Raw genomic sequence first — 17493 nt, 5'->3', positions numbered from 1 at the left:
TAAGGCAAAGCTGCCACCCGGCAAGTCAGATCGCACTCCACTCCACAATAAACTCCGCAATCCCATCCACATCATTTAAATCCAGCATCGGAACTTCAAGCGGCAATACAACATCACTGGCCACCGCAATCACATGCTCATCCAGCGTTAATTCGCTGAAATCATGCCCGGCATCGCTTCTGAACAGCAGGATCTTAGGCACGGCCTCATGCTTAAATCCCTCGACCAGCACCAGATCCAGCGTGGCGTGATCCATCCGGCTGACCAGATAAGCGAGATCCAGCGGTGCCTCATCCGGCGTTTCTGTCATCAGCGCCCAGCGTTGAGTACTTGCCACCATCGTTTGCGCTGCACCCGCTTTACGCAACGCATAGCTATCTTTGCCCGGTTTATCGACATCCATATTATGGTGGGTATGTTTAATCAATCCTGGACGGATACCTCTGGCACAAAGCGCAGGAATGAGCTTTTTCAGCAGAGTGGTTTTTCCGGTCCCACTCCAGGCAGAAATGGCGACAACAGGTATCATCTTTTCTCCTGCATCATCTGCAAATCGTCAGGCGTATTCACATTCACAAATGCTGATTTTAAATCGCTAAAATCAACGGGATGACCGCCAGACTCGCGCATAAAAGCCATCACCCTGCGCTCTCCCGCAGCCAGATAGTACTGCAGGGCTGGCGCCAGGGATCGGTGCATCAATGCGATAGCAGGATGATCACGCTCGCCGTCATGTACCCAAACCACAGGAGCCGTACCCCGAAGCAGCAACAAACGTTCGACAAGACAGGACGGAATAAACGGGGTATCGCAGGGACAGAAGATGAACCACTCTCCGTGAGACTGTTGCATGACCGAAAGCATGCCGGCCAGCGGTCCCGGGTAATCCTCAAGGATATCCTGATAAACGGCATACCCGCTGAGCTGGTAAGTGTCGATATGCCGGTTAGCACTGATGGCCATTGTCGACACCTGGCCTGCGAGCGTATCAGCGACACATTGCCACAAGGGTTTGCCGTTCAGGCGTTGAAGCCCCTTATCTTTTCCCCCCATTCGCGTCGCTCTGCCACCTGCTAGAACGACCCCAATGATTTCCTGGCTAAGATTCACGAATATCGCCTCTTTTATTGTGGGATTGACCCTGCTAACGTGTCACTCTAAATGAAAGGAGCACCACCATGAAATGTAAACGTCTGAATGAAGTTATTGAACTCCTCCAGCCCGCCTGGCAAAAAGAGCCAGAGCTAAATCTGATGCAATTTTTACAGAAACTGGCGAAAGAGTCAGGTTTTGACGGCGATCTGGCAGACCTTTCTGACGACATCCTGATCTATCACCTTAAAATGCGTGACTCTGCCAAAGATGCTGTTATTCCTGGTATTCAGAAAGATTATGAGGAAGATTTTAAGACCGCATTACTGCGCGCCCGAGGCGTAATTAAAGAGTAAAAGCTTGTAAGCGGCGGCACCGAAATCGCCACAAGATGATATCCTGAATCATTCGTATAATTTCCGGATGATCGGATGAACGACCAGGCTTTTACTTTCCAGACATTACACCCGGACACCATTATGGATGCCCTGTTTGAACAGGGTATTCGGGTGGATTCCGGGCTAACACCGTTAAACAGCTACGAAAACCGCGTCTATCAGTTTCAGGATGAGGATCGTCAGCGCTTCGTCGTAAAATTCTATCGTCCTGAACGCTGGTCCGCAGAACAAATTCAGGAAGAGCATCAGTTTGCTCACGATCTGCTGGATGACGATGTTCCCGTTGCCGCACCGCTAAAATTCAATAACCAAACGCTCCTCACGCACGAAGGGTTTTACTACGCTGTATTCCCGAGCCTGGGTGGCCGCCAATTTGAAGCGGATAATATTGATCAGATGGAGTGGATTGCCCGCTATCTTGGGCGCATACACCAGACGGGACGCAAAAAAGCCTTTATTGCCCGCCCGACTATCGGGATTCAGGAATACCTTCTTGAGCCGCGCGGAATATTCGAAACGTCTGCCATGATTCCCACTGCGTTAAAGGATGATTTCCTCAACGCCACCGATAAGCTCATTGCTGCTGTTAAAACCTGCTGGCGCGACGATATTTCTGTCCTGCGCCTGCATGGCGATTGTCATGCCGGAAATATCCTCTGGCGTGATGGCCCGCTTTTTGTCGATCTCGATGATGCGCGTATGGGGCCAGCGGTTCAGGACCTGTGGATGTTGCTCAATGGCGACAAAGCCGAGCAACGCATGCAGCTTGAAACCATTATTGAAGCTTATGAAGAATTTAGCCCGTTTAATTCAGACGAAATTGCCCTGATTGAGCCTTTACGTGCGATGCGTTTTGTTTATTATCTCGCATGGTTAATCAGGCGTTGGGACGATCCCGCATTTCCCCGGAATTTCCCGTGGCTTACCGGAGAGGATTACTGGCGTAGCCAGATATCTACATTTACTGAGCAGGTCAAGGTTCTTCAGGAACCCCCTCTGCAATTAACGCCGATGTATTAATTGGACACACCCAGGAGAGAGTTAATCATGAAAAAAATTTGGCTGGCGCTGGCAGGTATGATTCTGGCATTTAGCGCTTCTGCTGCGCAGTTTACCGACGGCAAACAGTTCATCACGCTGGACAAACCGGTTGCTGGCGAGCCACAGGTTCTGGAGTTCTTCTCGTTCTATTGCCCACACTGCTATCAGTTCGAGCAGGTTCTGCATGTTTCTGACAACGTGAAGAAAAAGCTGCCAGAAGGCACCAAAATGACCAAGTACCACGTCGAGTTCCTGGGCCCATTGGGTAAAGACCTGACCCAGGCGTGGGCGGTTGCGATGGCACTGGGCGTGGAAGATAAGATCACTGCGCCAATGTTTGAAGCCGTACAGAAAACCCAGACCGTGCAGACCACTGCGGATATCCGTAAAGTGTTCGTTGATGCCGGCGTGAAAGGGGAAGAGTATGACGCAGCATGGAACAGCTTTGTGGTGAAATCTCTGGTTGCTCAGCAGGAAAAAGCGGCTGCTGACCTCCAGCTTCAGGGCGTTCCGGCGATGTTTGTTAACGGCAAATACCAGCTGAACATGCAGGGCATGGACACCAGCAGCATGGATATCTTCGTACAGCAGTATGCTGATACCGTGAAATACCTGGTTGAGAAGAAGTAATTTCGCGGATGTAAAAACGCCGGTCACTGACCGGCGTTTTTGTATGAAGATTTAATATTGTCTATCTGTTCGTCTTTCTCTTTCCAGAGCGTATTAAGCCACTGCTGGAAACGACGCTTGAAATTCTTATCGTTAACGTAATCACCGTGCAGCCCGGCATCTATCGGAACCAGATCGACACGCACAACAATGCGCGTCAGTTTGCCGCTGAGCATATCGTAGAACGGCGTCTTATTGTTTTCCGGATAGCAGAGTGTGACGTTCAGGAGTTTATCGAACTGTGATCCCAGCACGTTAAGCGCCATCGCAATACCCGCAGCCTTTGCCGGCAGCAAGTGCTGGTAAGGGGAGCGAGTTTGTTGATGCTTCTCTTCCGTAAACCGGGAGCCTTCAACAAAGTTCACGATGGTCGTAGGATGCGCGCGAAACTTTTCGCAGGAACGGCGCGTGGTATCCACATCTTTGCCGCGACGCTCGGGATGACGAATCAAATAGCTGCGCGAATAGCGTTTCATAAACGGCATATCAAGTGCCCAGCAGGCCAGCCCGATAAAAGGCACCCAGGCGAGCTGCTGTTTCAGAAAATATTTGTTCATCGGGATGTGTTTGCGAAAAAGTACGCATAACACCACGATGTCCGCCCAGCTGTGGTGATTGCAGATCAGCAGATACCAGTTCTTCTTGTTAAGACTCTCCAGCCCTTTGATATCCCACTTCAGATGCGAGTTCAGGCACAGCAGTATCGCCAGTCCTTCGCACCAGCAGTACATCATGAAGTTACAAAATGCGGACACGGCTCGCCACACCATGGGAACAGGCAGCAGCAGTTTAACGATCCCGGCGATGATGATCGGCACAGAGCAGGCGACAGTCACCAGGATAGTTAAAATGATGCTTAACAGTAATGTTATTGCTGCGAGCAATCTCGGCATGATGAGCTTTTTCAGGTAGTTAGCTGTAAGTGAGCGGTCGGCTATGCAACGCCGGGCGCTGATTTTACCAGAAAACAGACAAATTAATGGCGCTTTGACGTGATGATTTGGCCGCTTTTACCCTGTCGCAGACGATTTCTCTGTGATTGCGCGCTTAACAAGGCTTATATCCACATAGACTAAATTGCCATCAGTTGACCATATAGATAAGATCTAATGCTATAACAGCATGATAATTAAGATCTAAAAATTAACGCATATGTATTTTTTACGTCTGTTATTCATATGAAGTGAAAATATACACAAACTTATCCACAGTTTGATTTTTGCGAGCGATCCTCACGATCGCAAAATCTTTTCCTGTATCTGGCGCTAATACCTGATGTTTTCATCCTTCTGTGGCATCCTTTACCCATAAATTGATTAAAGGCACGGACATTATGGTTCAGATCCCAGAAAACCCTCTTATTCTCGTCGATGGCTCTTCTTACCTGTATCGGGCATATCATGCGTTTCCTCCTCTGACCAATAGCGCAGGGGAACCCACCGGCGCAATGTACGGCGTGCTGAACATGCTGCGCAGCCTGATCCTTCAGTATCAGCCAACCCATGCGGCTGTGGTCTTTGATGCGAAAGGTAAAACTTTCCGCGACGAACTGTTTGAGCATTACAAATCTCACCGTCCGCCAATGCCTGACGATCTGCGCGCGCAGATTGAGCCGCTGCACACCATGGTAAAAGCGATGGGGCTGCCGCTGCTGGCCGTCTCTGGCGTTGAAGCCGATGACGTCATCGGCACGCTGGCGCGTGAAGCAGAAAAGATGGGGCGTCCTGTGCTGATCAGCACCGGTGATAAAGATATGGCGCAGCTGGTGACGCCAGGCATCACCCTGATTAACACCATGACCAACACCATTCTGGGGCCAGAAGAAGTGGTCACAAAGTACGGCGTGCCGCCTGAGCTGATTATCGACTTCCTCGCGTTGATGGGCGACTCCTCGGATAACATCCCGGGTGTCCCTGGCGTCGGTGAAAAAACCGCGCAGGCGCTGCTCCAGGGGCTGGGTGGTCTGGATACGCTCTACGCGGAGCCAGACAAAATCGCCGGGCTCTCCTTCCGTGGCGCAAAAACCATGGCCGGAAAACTGGAAGAGAACAAAGAGGTGGCTTATCTCTCCTATAAGCTGGCCACAATCAAAACCGATGTCGAACTGGAGCTGGGCTGTGAGCAGCTTGAAGTGCAACAGCCTTCCGCTGACGATCTGCTGAGCCTGTTTAAGAAATACGAATTCAAGCGCTGGACGGCTGACGTGGAAGCCGGTAAATGGCTGCAGGCGAAAGGGGCCAAACCTGCTGCAAAGCCGAAGGAGACGATCGTCGTTGACGCAGAAGAGCAGGCGGAAGAAGAAGCCGTGGCGCTTTCCTTCGACAACTACGAAACCATTCTTGAAGAGTCACAGCTAATTGCCTGGATCGAGAAACTGAAAAAGGCGCCCGTCTTTGCCTTTGATACCGAAACCGACAGCCTCGATAACATCTCTGCCAATATGATTGGTCTGTCATTTGCGACAGAGCCTGGTATTGCCGCCTACGTCCCTGTGGCGCACGATTACCTGGATGCGCCGGAGCAGATCTCCCGTGAACGCGTGCTTGAACTGCTGAAGCCGATCCTGGAAGACGAAAAGGCGCTCAAGGTTGGACAAAACCTCAAGTACGACCGCGGCATTCTGCAAAACTACGGCATTGAACTGCGCGGGATTGCCTTCGACACCATGCTTGAATCCTACATTCTGGACAGCGTCGCGGGCCGCCATGATATGGATTCCTTGTCTGACCGCTGGCTCAAGCACAAAACGATCACCTTTGAAGAGATTGCCGGTAAAGGGAAAAATCAGCTCACCTTTAACCAGATTGCTCTGGAAGAAGCGGGGCGCTACGCGGCGGAAGACGCAGATGTCACGCTGCAGCTGCACCTGAAGATGTGGCCAAAACTGCAGAAGCATGAAGGTCCGCTGAACGTGTTCCAGCATATCGAGATGCCGCTGGTGCCCGTGCTGTCCCGCATTGAACGCAACGGCGTGAAGATTGACCCAACGGTGCTGCATAACCACTCCGGGGAGCTGGCGCAGCGTCTGACCGAGCTCGAGCAAAAAGCGCATGAGCTTGCAGGCGAGCCGTTTAACCTCTCTTCGCCGAAGCAGCTGCAAACCATTCTGTTTGAAAAGCAGGGCATCAAGCCGCTGAAGAAAACTCCTGGCGGCGCGCCGTCAACCTCTGAAGAGGTGCTGGAAGAGCTGGCGCTGGATTACCCGCTGCCAAAAGTGATTCTGCAGTACCGTGGCCTCGCGAAGCTGAAGTCTACCTACACCGACAAGCTCCCGCTGATGATCAACCCGAAAACGGGCCGCGTGCACACGTCGTACCATCAGGCTGTCGCGGCGACTGGTCGTCTCTCATCAACCGATCCCAACCTGCAGAACATCCCGGTACGTAACGAAGAAGGCCGCCGTATTCGCCAGGCTTTCATCGCACCAGAGGATTATCTGATTGTCTCTGCTGACTACTCGCAAATTGAGCTGCGCATTATGGCGCATCTGTCCCGCGACAAAGGCCTGCTGACCGCGTTTGCTGAAGGGAAGGATATCCACCGGGCAACTGCGGCGGAAGTCTTCGGCTTGCCGCTGGACAGCGTGACCAACGAGCAGCGCCGCAGTGCTAAGGCGATCAACTTCGGTCTGATTTACGGCATGAGTGCATTTGGTCTTTCGCGCCAGCTCAACATTCCGCGCAAAGAGTCGCAGAAGTATATGGATCTCTACTTCGAGCGTTATCCGGGCGTGCTGGAATACATGGAACGCACCCGCGCGCAGGCGAAGGAAAAAGGTTACGTCGAAACCCTGGATGGCCGCCGCCTCTACCTACCGGACATCAAATCCAGCAACGCGGCGCGTCGCGCTGGCGCAGAGCGTGCGGCGATCAACGCCCCGATGCAGGGTACCGCGGCGGACATTATTAAGCGTGCAATGATCGCCGTTGATGCCTGGCTGGAAAAAGAGAAGCCTCGCGTGAAGATGATCATGCAGGTACACGATGAACTGGTATTTGAAGTGCACAAAGACGACCTCGACGCCGTGTCGAAGAAGATCCACGAACTGATGGAAAGCAGCATGACGCTTGACGTGCCGTTGCTGGTGGAAGTGGGAAGTGGCGAAAACTGGGATCAGGCTCACTAAGGGTTCTTCGCATAACGCGCTTTTTATGTAAGTTTGCAACATAACAACGCGCGTTTTGTGACAATCATTAGAATTCCCTATGTAAAGAATGAAAAAAAACTACAAAAAGTGCTTTTTCTGCAGCACAAAAAGGGGTAGAGTTGTCGGCGTAGGGTACAGAGGTAAGATGTTCTATCTTTCAGACCTTTTACTTCACGTAATCGGATTTGGCTGAATATTTTAGCCGCCCCAGTCAGTAATGACTGGGGCGTTTTTTATTGCGGCAAAGAAAAATTCAGGCAAAAAAAACGCGGCTATCGCCGCGCTCGGTATTACGCTTCTTCCGCTTCCGTCGCGGGTTCCAGCTCGCTAAACCAGGTATCGAGCTTCTGACGCAGCTTGTCCACGCCCAGCTTTTTCAGCGAGGAGAACGGCTCAACCTGCACATCACCGTTGAACGCCAGCACCGCTTCGCGAACCATATTCACCTGCGCTTTACGCGCGCCGCTCGCCAGCTTATCGGCTTTCGTCAGCAGCACCAGCACGGCGATATCGCTTGCTACAGCCCAGTCGATCATCTGCTGATCCAGATCTTTCAGGGGATGGCGAATATCCATCAGCACCACCAGACCTTTCAGGCACAGGCGTTTTTCCAGGTATTCACCCAGCGCACGCTGCCACTTGATTTTCATCTCTTCCGGTACCTGCGCGTAACCGTAGCCCGGTAAGTCGACCAGGCGTTTGCCCTCTGCGACTTCAAACAGGTTGATCAGCTGGGTACGGCCAGGTGTTTTTGAGGTACGCGCCAGGCTCTTCTGATTGGTCAGCGTATTCAGGGCGCTGGATTTCCCCGCATTGGAGCGGCCAGCAAATGCCACTTCAATACCGGTATCAGAAGGAAGGTGGCGAATATCGGGCGCACTGGTGACAAAATGCGTCTGTTGGTAGTTCCAGGTAGTCACGTGGTCGTCTCCAAAATCGTAATCTGAAGGGGATTATACCCGAATGCAGCCAAAAGGCTTTTCTGATTGCTATGAGCTGTAGGCGAATGCCCCAACCGGTGTGAGAGATCGGCCAGTGATGCTATGGGAGATTTCAGAGAATTCGCAGGCGTCAAAAAAGCCAAACTGTTTTAAATCATAAGCTTATTTCCGGGTAATTGTCTGAAAAATCCTTTTTGTACCGTTTCGTTGCTTGTTAGTTTAACGGAACAAGGTAAAGTGTGCGTCAGGGCGAGGAAGCCAACAGGAAATCGACTTAAGGATTAGGGTCAGGAGCGCCAGGAGGCGAAGACGCAGGATTGTCAGGATGACCAACGCCTGGAGGCGTTTTAAAAGGAAATGGAACCGTATCACGGACGGTATTAGCCAAGGGATAAACAGGGTTTGTTGTTGGCAAACACGGAAAGTCTGACCCGCTAAGGGTTGTGAGTCAGGAAAAAAGGCGACAGATTGCTCTGTCGCCTTTTTTCTTTGCTTGCTTTCTGCTAGATTTCGCCGCAATTCTATACTGAAGAAAACGACTTAAAGATAAAACATCATGAAAAAACCAACCTCCGCTGCGGGCGCGAAACGCCCTGCAAAAGCACGCCGCAAAACGCGCGAAGAACTGAACCAGGAAGCGCGCGATCGCAAACGCGACAAAAAACATCGCGGTCACGCTGCGGGTAGCCGTGCCAACGGTGGTGGTGCAGCGGGTGCATCTGCAAAAGGCAAACAGCAGAAAGACCCTCGTATCGGCAGTAAAACTCCCATTCCACTGGGCGTGACAGACACCCCGGTCACTAAGCAGCACAAACCAAAGAGCGAGAAACCTATGCTTTCACCGCAGGCTGAGCTGGATTTGCTGGAGAACGATGAGCGCCTGGACGCGCTGCTGGAACGTCTTGAAGAGGGTGAAACCCTGACCGCTGAAGAGCAGTCATGGGTGGATGCCAAACTGGATCGTATCGATGAACTGATGCAGAAGCTGGGCCTGTCATACGACGATGACGAAGATGAAGAAGAAGACGAGAAGCAGGAAGATATGATGCGTCTTCTGAAGGGTGGAAACTAACATTTGCACCCGGCAGGCACGATAGTCCTGCTTATAACCCTTCCGGTTATATGTTATCTGGTGTGGTTATTCGTTAAACTACGGCGGTTGTCGCGGCGACAGAAGTGGCTGCGCACCCGAATGATGGCCCGCGATGGGGCCAGAACGGGCCGCCGTATACGAACGCGACACCAACGGAAGGAGTGAGCATGTCAGCACCAACTATCGACTGGGATTTGGCCCTAATCCAGAAATATAACTATTCCGGGCCGCGTTATACGTCATACCCCACCGCGCTGGAGTTCTCCGATGCCTTCGGCGAGGCTGATTTCCAGCAGGCTGTCGCGCGCTATCCTGAGCGTCCGCTGTCGCTCTACGTCCATATTCCGTTCTGCCACAAGCTTTGCTACTTCTGCGGCTGCAATAAAATCGTTACCCGTCAGCAGCACAAAGCCGACCAATATCTTGATGCGCTTGAACAAGAAATTGTGCATCGCGCGCCGCTTTTTGCTGGCCGTCACGTCAGCCAGCTGCACTGGGGCGGCGGTACGCCAACCTATCTGAATAAAGCGCAAATCAGCCGCCTGATGACCCTGCTGCGCGGCAATTTCAGTTTTAACGCCGACGCTGAAATCTCGATCGAAGTCGATCCGCGTGAAATTGAGCTGGATGTACTGGAACACTTACGCGCCGAAGGCTTCAATCGTCTGAGTATGGGCGTGCAGGATTTCAATAAAGAGGTTCAGCGTCTGGTGAACCGCGAGCAGGACGAAGAATTTATCTTTGCCTTACTCAATCACGCGCGCGAGATTGGTTTCACCTCGACCAATATTGACCTGATTTACGGCCTGCCAAAGCAAACGCCGGAAAGCTTCGCCTTCACCCTGAAGCGCGTGGCCGAACTCAACCCGGACCGCCTGAGCGTCTTTAACTATGCGCATCTGCCGACGCTCTTTGCCGCTCAGCGCAAAATCAAAGATGCCGATCTTCCTTCTGCCCAGCAGAAGCTGGATATCCTGCAGGAAACCATTACCTCGCTGACCGAAACCGGCTATCAGTTTATCGGGATGGATCACTTTGCCCGTCCGGATGACGAGCTGGCGATTGCGCAGCGTGAAGGCGTTCTGCACCGCAACTTCCAGGGCTACACAACCCAGGGCGATACCGATTTGCTGGGGATGGGCGTCTCCGCTATCAGCATGATTGGCGACTGTTACGCGCAGAACCAGAAAGAGCTGAAGCTTTACTACCAGCAGGTTGATGAAACGGGCAACGCGCTGTGGCGCGGCATCGCGTTAACGCGCGACGACTGCATCCGGCGCGATGTGATTAAGGCGCTAATCTGCAACTTCCGTCTCGATTTCAGCGACGTTGAGTCGCAGTGGGATCTGCACTTCAGCGATTATTTTGCGGAAGACCTGAAGCTGATTGCACCGCTGGCGAAAGACGGGCTGGTGGATGTGTCGGAGAGCGCGATTGAGGTCACGCCGAAAGGGCGTCTGTTGATCCGTAATATCTGCATGTGCTTTGACGCGTATCTACGTCAGAAAGCGCGACTGCAGCAGTTCTCGCGGGTGATTTAAGGCGCATTGCAAAATGCACAAAACGTAGGCCGGGTAAGGCGAAGCCGCCACCCGGCTTTTACGTTCAACTCGCTAGCTAAACAGCCCCACCAACGCCGCACACAACATAGCCGCAACGGCTGTCTGTGGCGTGTGGCTTTCAGCGGCTCCGCTAGAGAGCATATTTACGATTGTTTCCAGCATGATGTTCACCCCCAATTTCCGGGCACGATCATACAAAACTCATCGGAACAGTAAAGCGCAAAATAACGGCAATTTGCGCTCAATGAATAACCTTTACACAGCGGCGTACGATCACTCCATTCCCAGCTCTTTAAGCTTGCGCGTCAGGGTATTACGTCCCCATCCCAGCAGGCGAGCGGCTTCCTGCTTATGGCCCTGCGTATGACGAAGCGCGGTAGTTAACAGCGTACGCTCCATCTCCGGCTGAGCTTCAGACAGCAGGTTTTGATGACCGGAACGCAGCGCGCGGTCGGCCCACTGCGCCAGCAGCGTCGCCCAGCTGTCCGGCAGCGCGTGCCCGGTACTGCTTTCAGGCGCGGTCGCTTCAAACAGCTCGGCCGGTAAATCCTGAATCAGCACTTCCTGCCCGGCGGCCATCACGGTTAACCAGCGGCAGGTATTTTCCAGCTGACGCACGTTGCCCGGCCACGCCAGACGCGTCAGAGCGGCATCGGTTTCCGGGTGAAGCTGCTTGGCTTCCACGCCCAGCTCGCGGGCGGCTACCTGCAGGAAATGACGCGCCAGGCGGGGAATATCTTCCCGGCGTTCACGCAGCGGCGGCAGATGAACGCGAATAACGTTCAGACGGTGGAATAAATCCTCGCGGAATTTTCCTTCCTGCACGCGTTGCTCCAGGTTCTGGTGGGTCGCGGCGATAATGCGCACATCCACCTTCACCGGCGCATAGCCGCCCACGCGATAAAACTGCCCGTCGGCCAGCACGCGCAGCAGGCGGGTCTGGACATCCAGCGGCATATCGCCAATTTCATCCAGGAACAGCGTACCGCCGTCAGCCTGTTCGAACCGCCCCTGGCGAATGGTATTGGCGCCGGTAAATGCCCCTTTTTCATGGCCGAACAGTTCGGACTCAATCAAATCCTTCGGGATCGCCGCCATATTCAGGGCGATGAACGGCGCTTTTGCCCGTGGACTATGGCGATGCAATGCATGCGCCACAAGCTCTTTACCGGTTCCCGATTCACCGTTAATCAATACGCTAATGGACGAGCGGGACAAACGGCCAATAATGCGAAACACGTCCTGCATCGCCGGCGCTTCACCGATGATGTCTGTCGTTGGCCCAAAATCGGGCGCGTGGCGCGGCTGTTGCTGCTCCTGATAATGGCTAATCGCGCGCTCAACCAGCGCCACCGCTTCGTCGATATCAAAGGGTTTGGGCAGGTAATCAAACGCCCCTTGCTGATAGGCGCTCACTGCGGCATCCAGATCGGAGTGCGCAGTCATTATGATGACCGGAAGCATAGGGTGGCGTTGTTTGATCTGCTTTAACAGCGCCAGCCCGTCCATGCCCGGCATACGGATATCCGAAAGCAGAACATCTGGCGTTTTGGTGGTGAGTGCGTCGAGCACTTCGCTGCCGCTCTCAAACGTCGTGCAGCTTAATCCTGCCCCAGTGAGCGCGCGTTCAAGCACCCAACGGATGGAGCTATCGTCATCGACTACCCAGACTATCCCTCGTTGCATAAACGTCACCTTTATTTTTTAATCGGCAGGAAAACCGAAAACTCGGTATGTCCCGGCCAACTGGTAAATTCAATTTTCCCGGAGTGTTGATCGATCAAACTGCGGGCAATGGATAAGCCCAGGCCGGTCCCGCCTTCGCGACCGCTTACCATCGGGTAGAACAGGGTGTCCTGCAAATGCGATGGAATGCCGGGCCCGTTATCCTCAACGTCGATTCGGGCCGCCAGCCGGTAGCGCACGCCGTGTAACGTGAGCTGGAAGGCGGTGCGGGTGCGTAAAATAATCTCGCCGCCTTCAGGCCCAAGCGCCTGCAGGGCATTACGCACAATATTCAACAGGACCTGCTCAATCTGGTCCGGGTCGTGGGCCAGTTCCGGCAGGCTTGGATCGTAATCACGTACCAGCGTGACGTTCTCCGGCAGCTCCATTGAGACGAGCTTCACCACCCGCTCAGCCACTTTATGGATGCTTTCAGTAACGTGCATTCCCGGCTGCTGCGGACCGAGAAGACGGTCTACCAGATTCCGCAGACGGTCCGCCTGCTCAATGATGACGTTGGTATATTCCGCCAGCGCGGGATCGGGCAGCGCCTTGGTCAGAAGCTGCGCCGCGCCGCGTAATCCACCCAGCGGGTTTTTGATTTCATGCGCCAGGCCCCGCACCAGGTCACGGGCGGCAATCTGCTGCGCGTGCTGAAGCTGCTCCTGGCTCAGTCGACGCTGATTATCCATCGGCGCCATTTCCAGCAGGATCAGGCCTTCGGGAAGACGTTGCGCGGTTAGCGACAGAATGTGCGAGCGCCCGTCGATCACCAGCGTCACTTCGTTATCGGTAAACCCCTGGCCGGCCTGCAAACTTTCCTGCATCAGGCCAATATTCAGTGAAAAATAGCTCAGGAGTTCAGGAAGCGGGGTGCCGAACAGTTTACGTGCGCTTTGGGCGAGCAGCTGCTGCGCGGCCGGGTTGGCGTAATGAACGGCCAGCTCGTCATCGACCAGCAATATGCTGTTAATCAAAGAATTGAGGATCTGCCCAGCATCGGGCAGCGTGCCAGTTGCCATTCAGCAGTCTCCTGGAGTCGTTTGCACTAATTTTGTGCAGTATAGCGTTTTCGGCGTAAAAAGCGCGTGAGATCAGGTTGTTGGTGGAGAAAAAAGCCCATCCGGAGATGGGCTAAAAGTTTCCACGGCAACTACCCCCGGCGCTTATCACGCCGGGTAAAACAACTTTAATTAAACGCTGTAGTACAGCTCGAACTCTACCGGGTGTGGCGTCATACGCACGCGGTCGTTCTCTTCCATACGCAGGGCGATGTAAGCATCGATAGCGTCGTCAGTGAATACGCCACCTGCAGTCAGGAACTCGCGGTCTGCGTCCAGCGCCTGCAGGGCTTCTTCCAGAGAGCCAGCAACCTGTGGGATCTCTTTCGCTTCTTCTGGCGGCAGGTCGTACAGGTTTTTGTCCATCGCTTCGCCCGGGTGGATCTTGTTCTTGATACCGTCCAGACCGGCCATCAGCAGTGCTGCGAAGCACAGGTATGGGTTAGCCGCTGGGTCCGGGAAGCGAACTTCGATACGACGTGCTTTAGGAGAAGCCACCACCGGGATACGGATAGAAGCAGAACGGTTACGTGCAGAGTAGGCCAGCATCACTGGCGCTTCGTAGCCCGGGACCAGACGCTTGTAGGAGTTCGTGGTTGGGTTCGCCAGGGCGTTGATCGCTTTAGCGTGTTTGATAACACCACCGATGTAATACAGCGCCTGCTCGGACAGACCGGCATATTTGTCGCCAGAGAACAGGTTGGTACCGTTCTTGGACAGAGACATGTGGCAGTGCATACCGGAACCGTTATCGCCAAACATTGGTTTTGGCATGAAGGTCGCGGTTTTACCGAAACGGTGCGCAACGTTGTGCACAACGTATTTGTAGATCTGAATTTCGTCCGCTTTTTTGGTCATGGTGTTGAAGCGGGTTGCCACTTCGTTCTGACCAGCAGTCGCCACTTCGTGGTGGTGAGCTTCAACAACCAGGCCCATCTCTTCCATCACCAGACACATAGTGGAACGAATGTCCTGTGCAGAGTCGACCGGAGGAACCGGGAAGTAACCGCCTTTCACGCCAGGACGGTGACCTTTGTTACCGCCTTCGTATTTGGTGGAGGAGTTCCATGCACCTTCGATGTCGTCGATAGCCACGTGGGAGCCAGAAATAGAGGCACCGAAGCGGATGTCATCGAACAGGAAGAATTCTGGCTCTGGCCCGAACAGAACGGTGTCTGCGATGCCGGTAGAACGCAGGTACTCTTCAGCGCGTTTCGCGATAGAACGTGGGTCGCGGTCGTAGCCCTGCAGCGTGCCTGGCTCGAGGATGTCGCAACGGATGATCAGGGTTGGTTCTTCGAAGAACGGATCAATGACCGCAGTGGTCGCGTCTGGCATCAGAACCATGTCGGATTCGTTAATGCCTTTCCAGCCACCAATGGAGGAGCCGTCAAACATTTTGCCTTCTTCAAAGAATTCGGCGTTCACCTGATGAGCAGGGATTGTGACGTGCTGTTCTTTACCTTTGGTATCGGTGAAGCGCAGATCAACAAACTTCACTTCATGTTCGTTCAGCATCGTCAAAACGTGTTCAGCGGACATACTTAACTCTCCAGATTGGTCATTGTCGTCGTGGTAACGAGGTCTTCAATTTCTGTTTGTACTGGCTGGTGCCATGTATTTTTTATAAAGCGAAATCTGTGCCAACTTTTAAATCACCCCAAAAAGGCGTTATCATGCGCACCATAGTGCAAAAGGGCTGCACCACAATGGATTTGTTGCACCAGTATAGTGCTTCAATGTGAACATTGAGCACCATATTGGTGCAATTTACGTTAAAGTGCCCTTTTACCGCTCCGTGAAAGCGATCACAAAGCATCTCTGCAATACTTGTTTGCGGGGGATGTTTGTGATCCTGTTTTGTAGTGCGATTAATCCGTGTACAATAACGCGCTATTTCTAAATGCCTGAGGCAAAGTTGTGATCGAAAATTTGCGTAACATCGCCATCATCGCGCACGTTGACCATGGTAAAACTACCCTGGTCGACAAGCTGCTGCAGCAATCCGGTACGTTTGATGCGCGTGCCGAAACCCAAGAACGCGTGATGGACTCCAACGATTTGGAGAAAGAGCGTGGGATTACCATCCTCGCGAAAAACACCGCGATTAAATGGAATGACTACCGTATCAACATCGTTGATACCCCAGGGCACGCCGACTTCGGTGGTGAAGTTGAACGTGTAATGTCCATGGTAGACTCCGTTCTGCTGGTCGTTGACGCAATGGATGGCCCAATGCCACAGACGCGCTTCGTGACCAAAAAAGCTTTTGCCCATGGTCTGAAGCCAATCGTTGTTATCAACAAAGTTGACCGCCCTGGCGCGCGTCCTGACTGGGTTGTTGACCAGGTCTTCGACCTGTTCGTTAACCTCGACGCGACCGACGAGCAGCTGGACTTCCCTATCGTTTACGCCTCTGCGCTGAACGGTATCGCAGGTCTGGACCACGAAGACATGGCTGAAGACATGACCCCGCTGTATCAGGCGATTGTTGACCGTGTTCCTGCACCAAACGTCGATCTCGACGGCACCCTGCAGATGCAGATCTCTCAGCTCGACTACAACAACTACGTTGGCGTAATCGGCATTGGTCGTATCAAGCGCGGTAAAGTGAAGCCTAACCAGCAGGTTACTATCATCGATAGCGAAGGCAAAACCCGTAACGGTAAAGTCGGTAAAGTACTGACTCACCTGGGTCTTGAGCGTATCGAGAGTGACGTTGCGGAAGCGGGCGACATCATCGCTATCACCGGTCTGGGTGAACTGAACATCTCCGACACCATCTGCGATCCGCAGAACGTCGAAGCGCTGCCAGCCCTGTCCGTTGATGAACCAACCGTATCCATGTTCTTCAACGTCAACACCTCTCCGTTCTGTGGTAAAGAAGGTAAATTCGTTACCTCTCGTCAGATCCTTGACCGCCTGAACAAAGAGCTGGTGCACAACGTTGCGTTGCGCGTTGAAGAAACCCAGGATGCCGATGCATTCCGCGTTTCTGGTCGTGGTGAGCTGCACCTGTCTGTTCTGATCGAAAACATGCGTCGTGAAGGTTTCGAAATGGCGGTTTCCCGTCCGAAAGTAATCTTCCGCGAAATCGACGGCCGTAAACAAGAGCCGTTCGAAAACGTAACGCTGGACGTTGAAGAGCAGCACCAGGGTTCTGTGATGCAGGCTCTGGGTGAGCGTAAAGGCGACCTGAAAAACATGAATCCAGATGGCAAAGGCCGCGTACGTCTCGACTACGTGATCCCAAGCCGTGGTCTGATCGGCTTCCGTTCAGAGTTCATGACCATGACCTCCGGTACCGGTCTGCTGTACTCCACCTTCAGCCACTACGACGACGTTCGTCCGGGCGAAGTGGGCCAGCGTAACAACGGCGTGCTGATCTCCAACGGTCAGGGTAAAGCGGTTGCGTTTGCGCTGTTCGGTCTGCAGGATCGCGGCAAGCTGTTCCTGGGTCACGGTGCTGAAGTTTACGAAGGCCAGATCATCGGTATTCACAGTCGTTCTAACGACCTGACCGTAAACTGCCTGACCGGTAAGAAACTGACCAACATGCGTGCGTCCGGTACTGACGAAGCAACGGTTCTGGTTCCACCGATCAAGATGACTCTGGAGCAGGCTCTGGAATTCATCGATGATGACGAACTGGTAGAAGTGACTCCACAGTCAATTCGTATCCGTAAACGTCACCTGACCGAGAACGACCGTAAACGTGCTATGCGCGGTGCGAAAGAAGAGTAATACGGTCAATCCGTAGGCCG

The 17493-nt window shown here is 53.2% G+C and carries 15 protein-coding genes; 7 read left to right on the top strand and 8 right to left on the bottom strand.

Features of this window, described 5'->3' with window-relative positions; all coding sequences use genetic code 11:
* Positions 1–25: 25 nt before the first annotated feature.
* Both mobB and mobA read right to left on the bottom strand, forming a co-directional pair.
* On the bottom strand, positions 26–529 hold the full coding sequence (mobB, locus tag LBF07_RS11265; RefSeq protein ID WP_033146978.1) for a molybdopterin-guanine dinucleotide biosynthesis protein MobB: 504 nt from the start codon (positions 527–529) through the stop codon (positions 26–28).
* The gene (mobA, locus tag LBF07_RS11260; RefSeq protein WP_094935267.1) at positions 526–1110 is read right to left on the bottom strand and encodes a molybdenum cofactor guanylyltransferase MobA; all 585 of its coding nucleotides are present in this window, start codon (positions 1108–1110) and stop codon (positions 526–528) included. Before mobA ends, mobB begins: the two co-directional genes overlap by 4 nt.
* 68 nt (positions 1111–1178) lie before the next feature.
* Between mobA and LBF07_RS11255 the strand changes: the two genes are divergently transcribed.
* The 3 genes from LBF07_RS11255 (at position 1179) to dsbA (ending at position 3161) form a co-directional block, all read left to right on the top strand.
* The gene (locus tag LBF07_RS11255; protein WP_008501866.1) at positions 1179–1448 is read left to right on the top strand and encodes a YihD family protein; all 270 of its coding nucleotides are present in this window, start codon (positions 1179–1181) and stop codon (positions 1446–1448) included.
* Between the two features lie 75 nt (positions 1449–1523).
* Positions 1524–2510, top strand: a complete 987-nt coding sequence (locus LBF07_RS11250; RefSeq protein WP_094935268.1) for a serine/threonine protein kinase — start codon at positions 1524–1526, stop codon at positions 2508–2510.
* 27 nt (positions 2511–2537) lie between these two features.
* The gene (gene dsbA / locus LBF07_RS11245) at positions 2538–3161 is read left to right on the top strand and encodes a thiol:disulfide interchange protein DsbA (RefSeq protein ID WP_033146975.1); all 624 of its coding nucleotides are present in this window, start codon (positions 2538–2540) and stop codon (positions 3159–3161) included.
* 23 nt (positions 3162–3184) lie between these two features.
* Here dsbA and LBF07_RS11240 read toward each other — a convergent pair whose 3' ends face one another.
* The gene (locus LBF07_RS11240) at positions 3185–4093 is read right to left on the bottom strand and encodes an acyltransferase (protein ID WP_094935269.1); all 909 of its coding nucleotides are present in this window, start codon (positions 4091–4093) and stop codon (positions 3185–3187) included.
* A 440-nt stretch (positions 4094–4533) separates the two neighbouring features.
* Here LBF07_RS11240 and polA point away from each other — a divergent pair, with 440 nt between their 5' ends.
* Positions 4534–7326 (top strand): DNA polymerase I, encoded by a 2793-nt coding sequence (polA, locus tag LBF07_RS11235; RefSeq protein WP_094935270.1) that lies wholly within the window; start codon positions 4534–4536, stop codon positions 7324–7326.
* Between the two features lie 311 nt (positions 7327–7637).
* Here polA and yihA read toward each other — a convergent pair whose 3' ends face one another.
* Complete coding sequence (yihA, locus tag LBF07_RS11230; RefSeq protein ID WP_087822903.1) at positions 7638–8267, bottom strand: ribosome biogenesis GTP-binding protein YihA/YsxC; 630 nt, start codon at positions 8265–8267, stop codon at positions 7638–7640.
* Positions 8268–8844: 577 nt separating this feature from the next.
* On the opposite strand from yihA, the gene yihI reads away from it, so the two are divergent.
* A complete protein-coding gene (gene yihI, locus LBF07_RS11225) occupies positions 8845–9360 on the top strand; it encodes a Der GTPase-activating protein YihI (protein WP_032644299.1) in 516 nt (171 codons plus the stop codon).
* Positions 9361–9548: 188 nt separating this feature from the next.
* Positions 9549–10922 carry an oxygen-independent coproporphyrinogen III oxidase gene (gene hemN / locus LBF07_RS11220; protein WP_094935271.1) on the top strand — a complete coding sequence of 458 codons (1374 nt, stop codon included), beginning with the start codon at positions 9549–9551 and terminating at the stop codon, positions 10920–10922.
* Positions 10923–10994: 72 nt separating this feature from the next.
* On the opposite strand, the gene LBF07_RS11215 is transcribed toward hemN, so the two are convergent.
* From LBF07_RS11215 to glnA, 4 genes are all read right to left on the bottom strand, one after another.
* Positions 10995–11105 (bottom strand): YshB family small membrane protein, encoded by a 111-nt coding sequence (locus LBF07_RS11215; RefSeq protein WP_023333898.1) that lies wholly within the window; start codon positions 11103–11105, stop codon positions 10995–10997.
* 111 nt (positions 11106–11216) lie between these two features.
* Positions 11217–12629, bottom strand: a complete 1413-nt coding sequence (glnG, locus tag LBF07_RS11210; RefSeq protein WP_023309765.1) for a nitrogen regulation protein NR(I) — start codon at positions 12627–12629, stop codon at positions 11217–11219.
* An 11-nt stretch (positions 12630–12640) separates the two neighbouring features.
* A complete protein-coding gene (gene glnL, locus LBF07_RS11205; RefSeq protein ID WP_008501857.1) occupies positions 12641–13690 on the bottom strand; it encodes a nitrogen regulation protein NR(II) in 1050 nt (349 codons plus the stop codon).
* A 171-nt stretch (positions 13691–13861) separates the two neighbouring features.
* Positions 13862–15271, bottom strand: a complete 1410-nt coding sequence (gene glnA, locus LBF07_RS11200; RefSeq protein ID WP_023309763.1) for a glutamate--ammonia ligase — start codon at positions 15269–15271, stop codon at positions 13862–13864.
* Positions 15272–15649: 378 nt separating this feature from the next.
* Between glnA and typA the strand changes: the two genes are divergently transcribed.
* On the top strand, positions 15650–17473 hold the full coding sequence (gene typA / locus LBF07_RS11195) for a ribosome-dependent GTPase TypA (protein ID WP_023333895.1): 1824 nt from the start codon (positions 15650–15652) through the stop codon (positions 17471–17473).
* Positions 17474–17493 lie beyond the last annotated feature (20 nt).

This window comes from Enterobacter cloacae complex sp. ECL352, from assembly GCF_020149545.1.
GTDB lineage: Bacteria > Pseudomonadota > Gammaproteobacteria > Enterobacterales > Enterobacteriaceae > Enterobacter > Enterobacter asburiae_B.
Note: the sequence above shows the minus strand (reverse complement) of the source record. Positions and strands in the feature narration are given on the sequence as shown.

What these genes read in the sequence shown, in the direction of transcription:
- mobB (WP_033146978.1), bottom strand. Translation starts at nt 529, where the DNA reads ATGATACCTGTTGTCGCCATTTCTGCCTGGAGTGGGACCGGAAAAACC.
- LBF07_RS11255 (WP_008501866.1), top strand. Translation starts at nt 1,179, where the DNA reads ATGAAATGTAAACGTCTGAATGAAGTTATTGAACTCCTCCAGCCCGCC.
- LBF07_RS11250 (WP_094935268.1), top strand. Translation starts at nt 1,524, where the DNA reads ATGAACGACCAGGCTTTTACTTTCCAGACATTACACCCGGACACCATT.
- dsbA (WP_033146975.1), top strand. Translation starts at nt 2,538, where the DNA reads ATGAAAAAAATTTGGCTGGCGCTGGCAGGTATGATTCTGGCATTTAGC.
- LBF07_RS11240 (WP_094935269.1), bottom strand. Translation starts at nt 4,093, where the DNA reads ATGCCGAGATTGCTCGCAGCAATAACATTACTGTTAAGCATCATTTTA.
- polA (WP_094935270.1), top strand. Translation starts at nt 4,534, where the DNA reads ATGGTTCAGATCCCAGAAAACCCTCTTATTCTCGTCGATGGCTCTTCT.
- yihI (WP_032644299.1), top strand. Translation starts at nt 8,845, where the DNA reads ATGAAAAAACCAACCTCCGCTGCGGGCGCGAAACGCCCTGCAAAAGCA.
- hemN (WP_094935271.1), top strand. Translation starts at nt 9,549, where the DNA reads ATGTCAGCACCAACTATCGACTGGGATTTGGCCCTAATCCAGAAATAT.
- LBF07_RS11215 (WP_023333898.1), bottom strand. Translation starts at nt 11,105, where the DNA reads ATGCTGGAAACAATCGTAAATATGCTCTCTAGCGGAGCCGCTGAAAGC.
- glnG (WP_023309765.1), bottom strand. Translation starts at nt 12,629, where the DNA reads ATGCAACGAGGGATAGTCTGGGTAGTCGATGACGATAGCTCCATCCGT.
- glnL (WP_008501857.1), bottom strand. Translation starts at nt 13,690, where the DNA reads ATGGCAACTGGCACGCTGCCCGATGCTGGGCAGATCCTCAATTCTTTG.
- glnA (WP_023309763.1), bottom strand. Translation starts at nt 15,271, where the DNA reads ATGTCCGCTGAACACGTTTTGACGATGCTGAACGAACATGAAGTGAAG.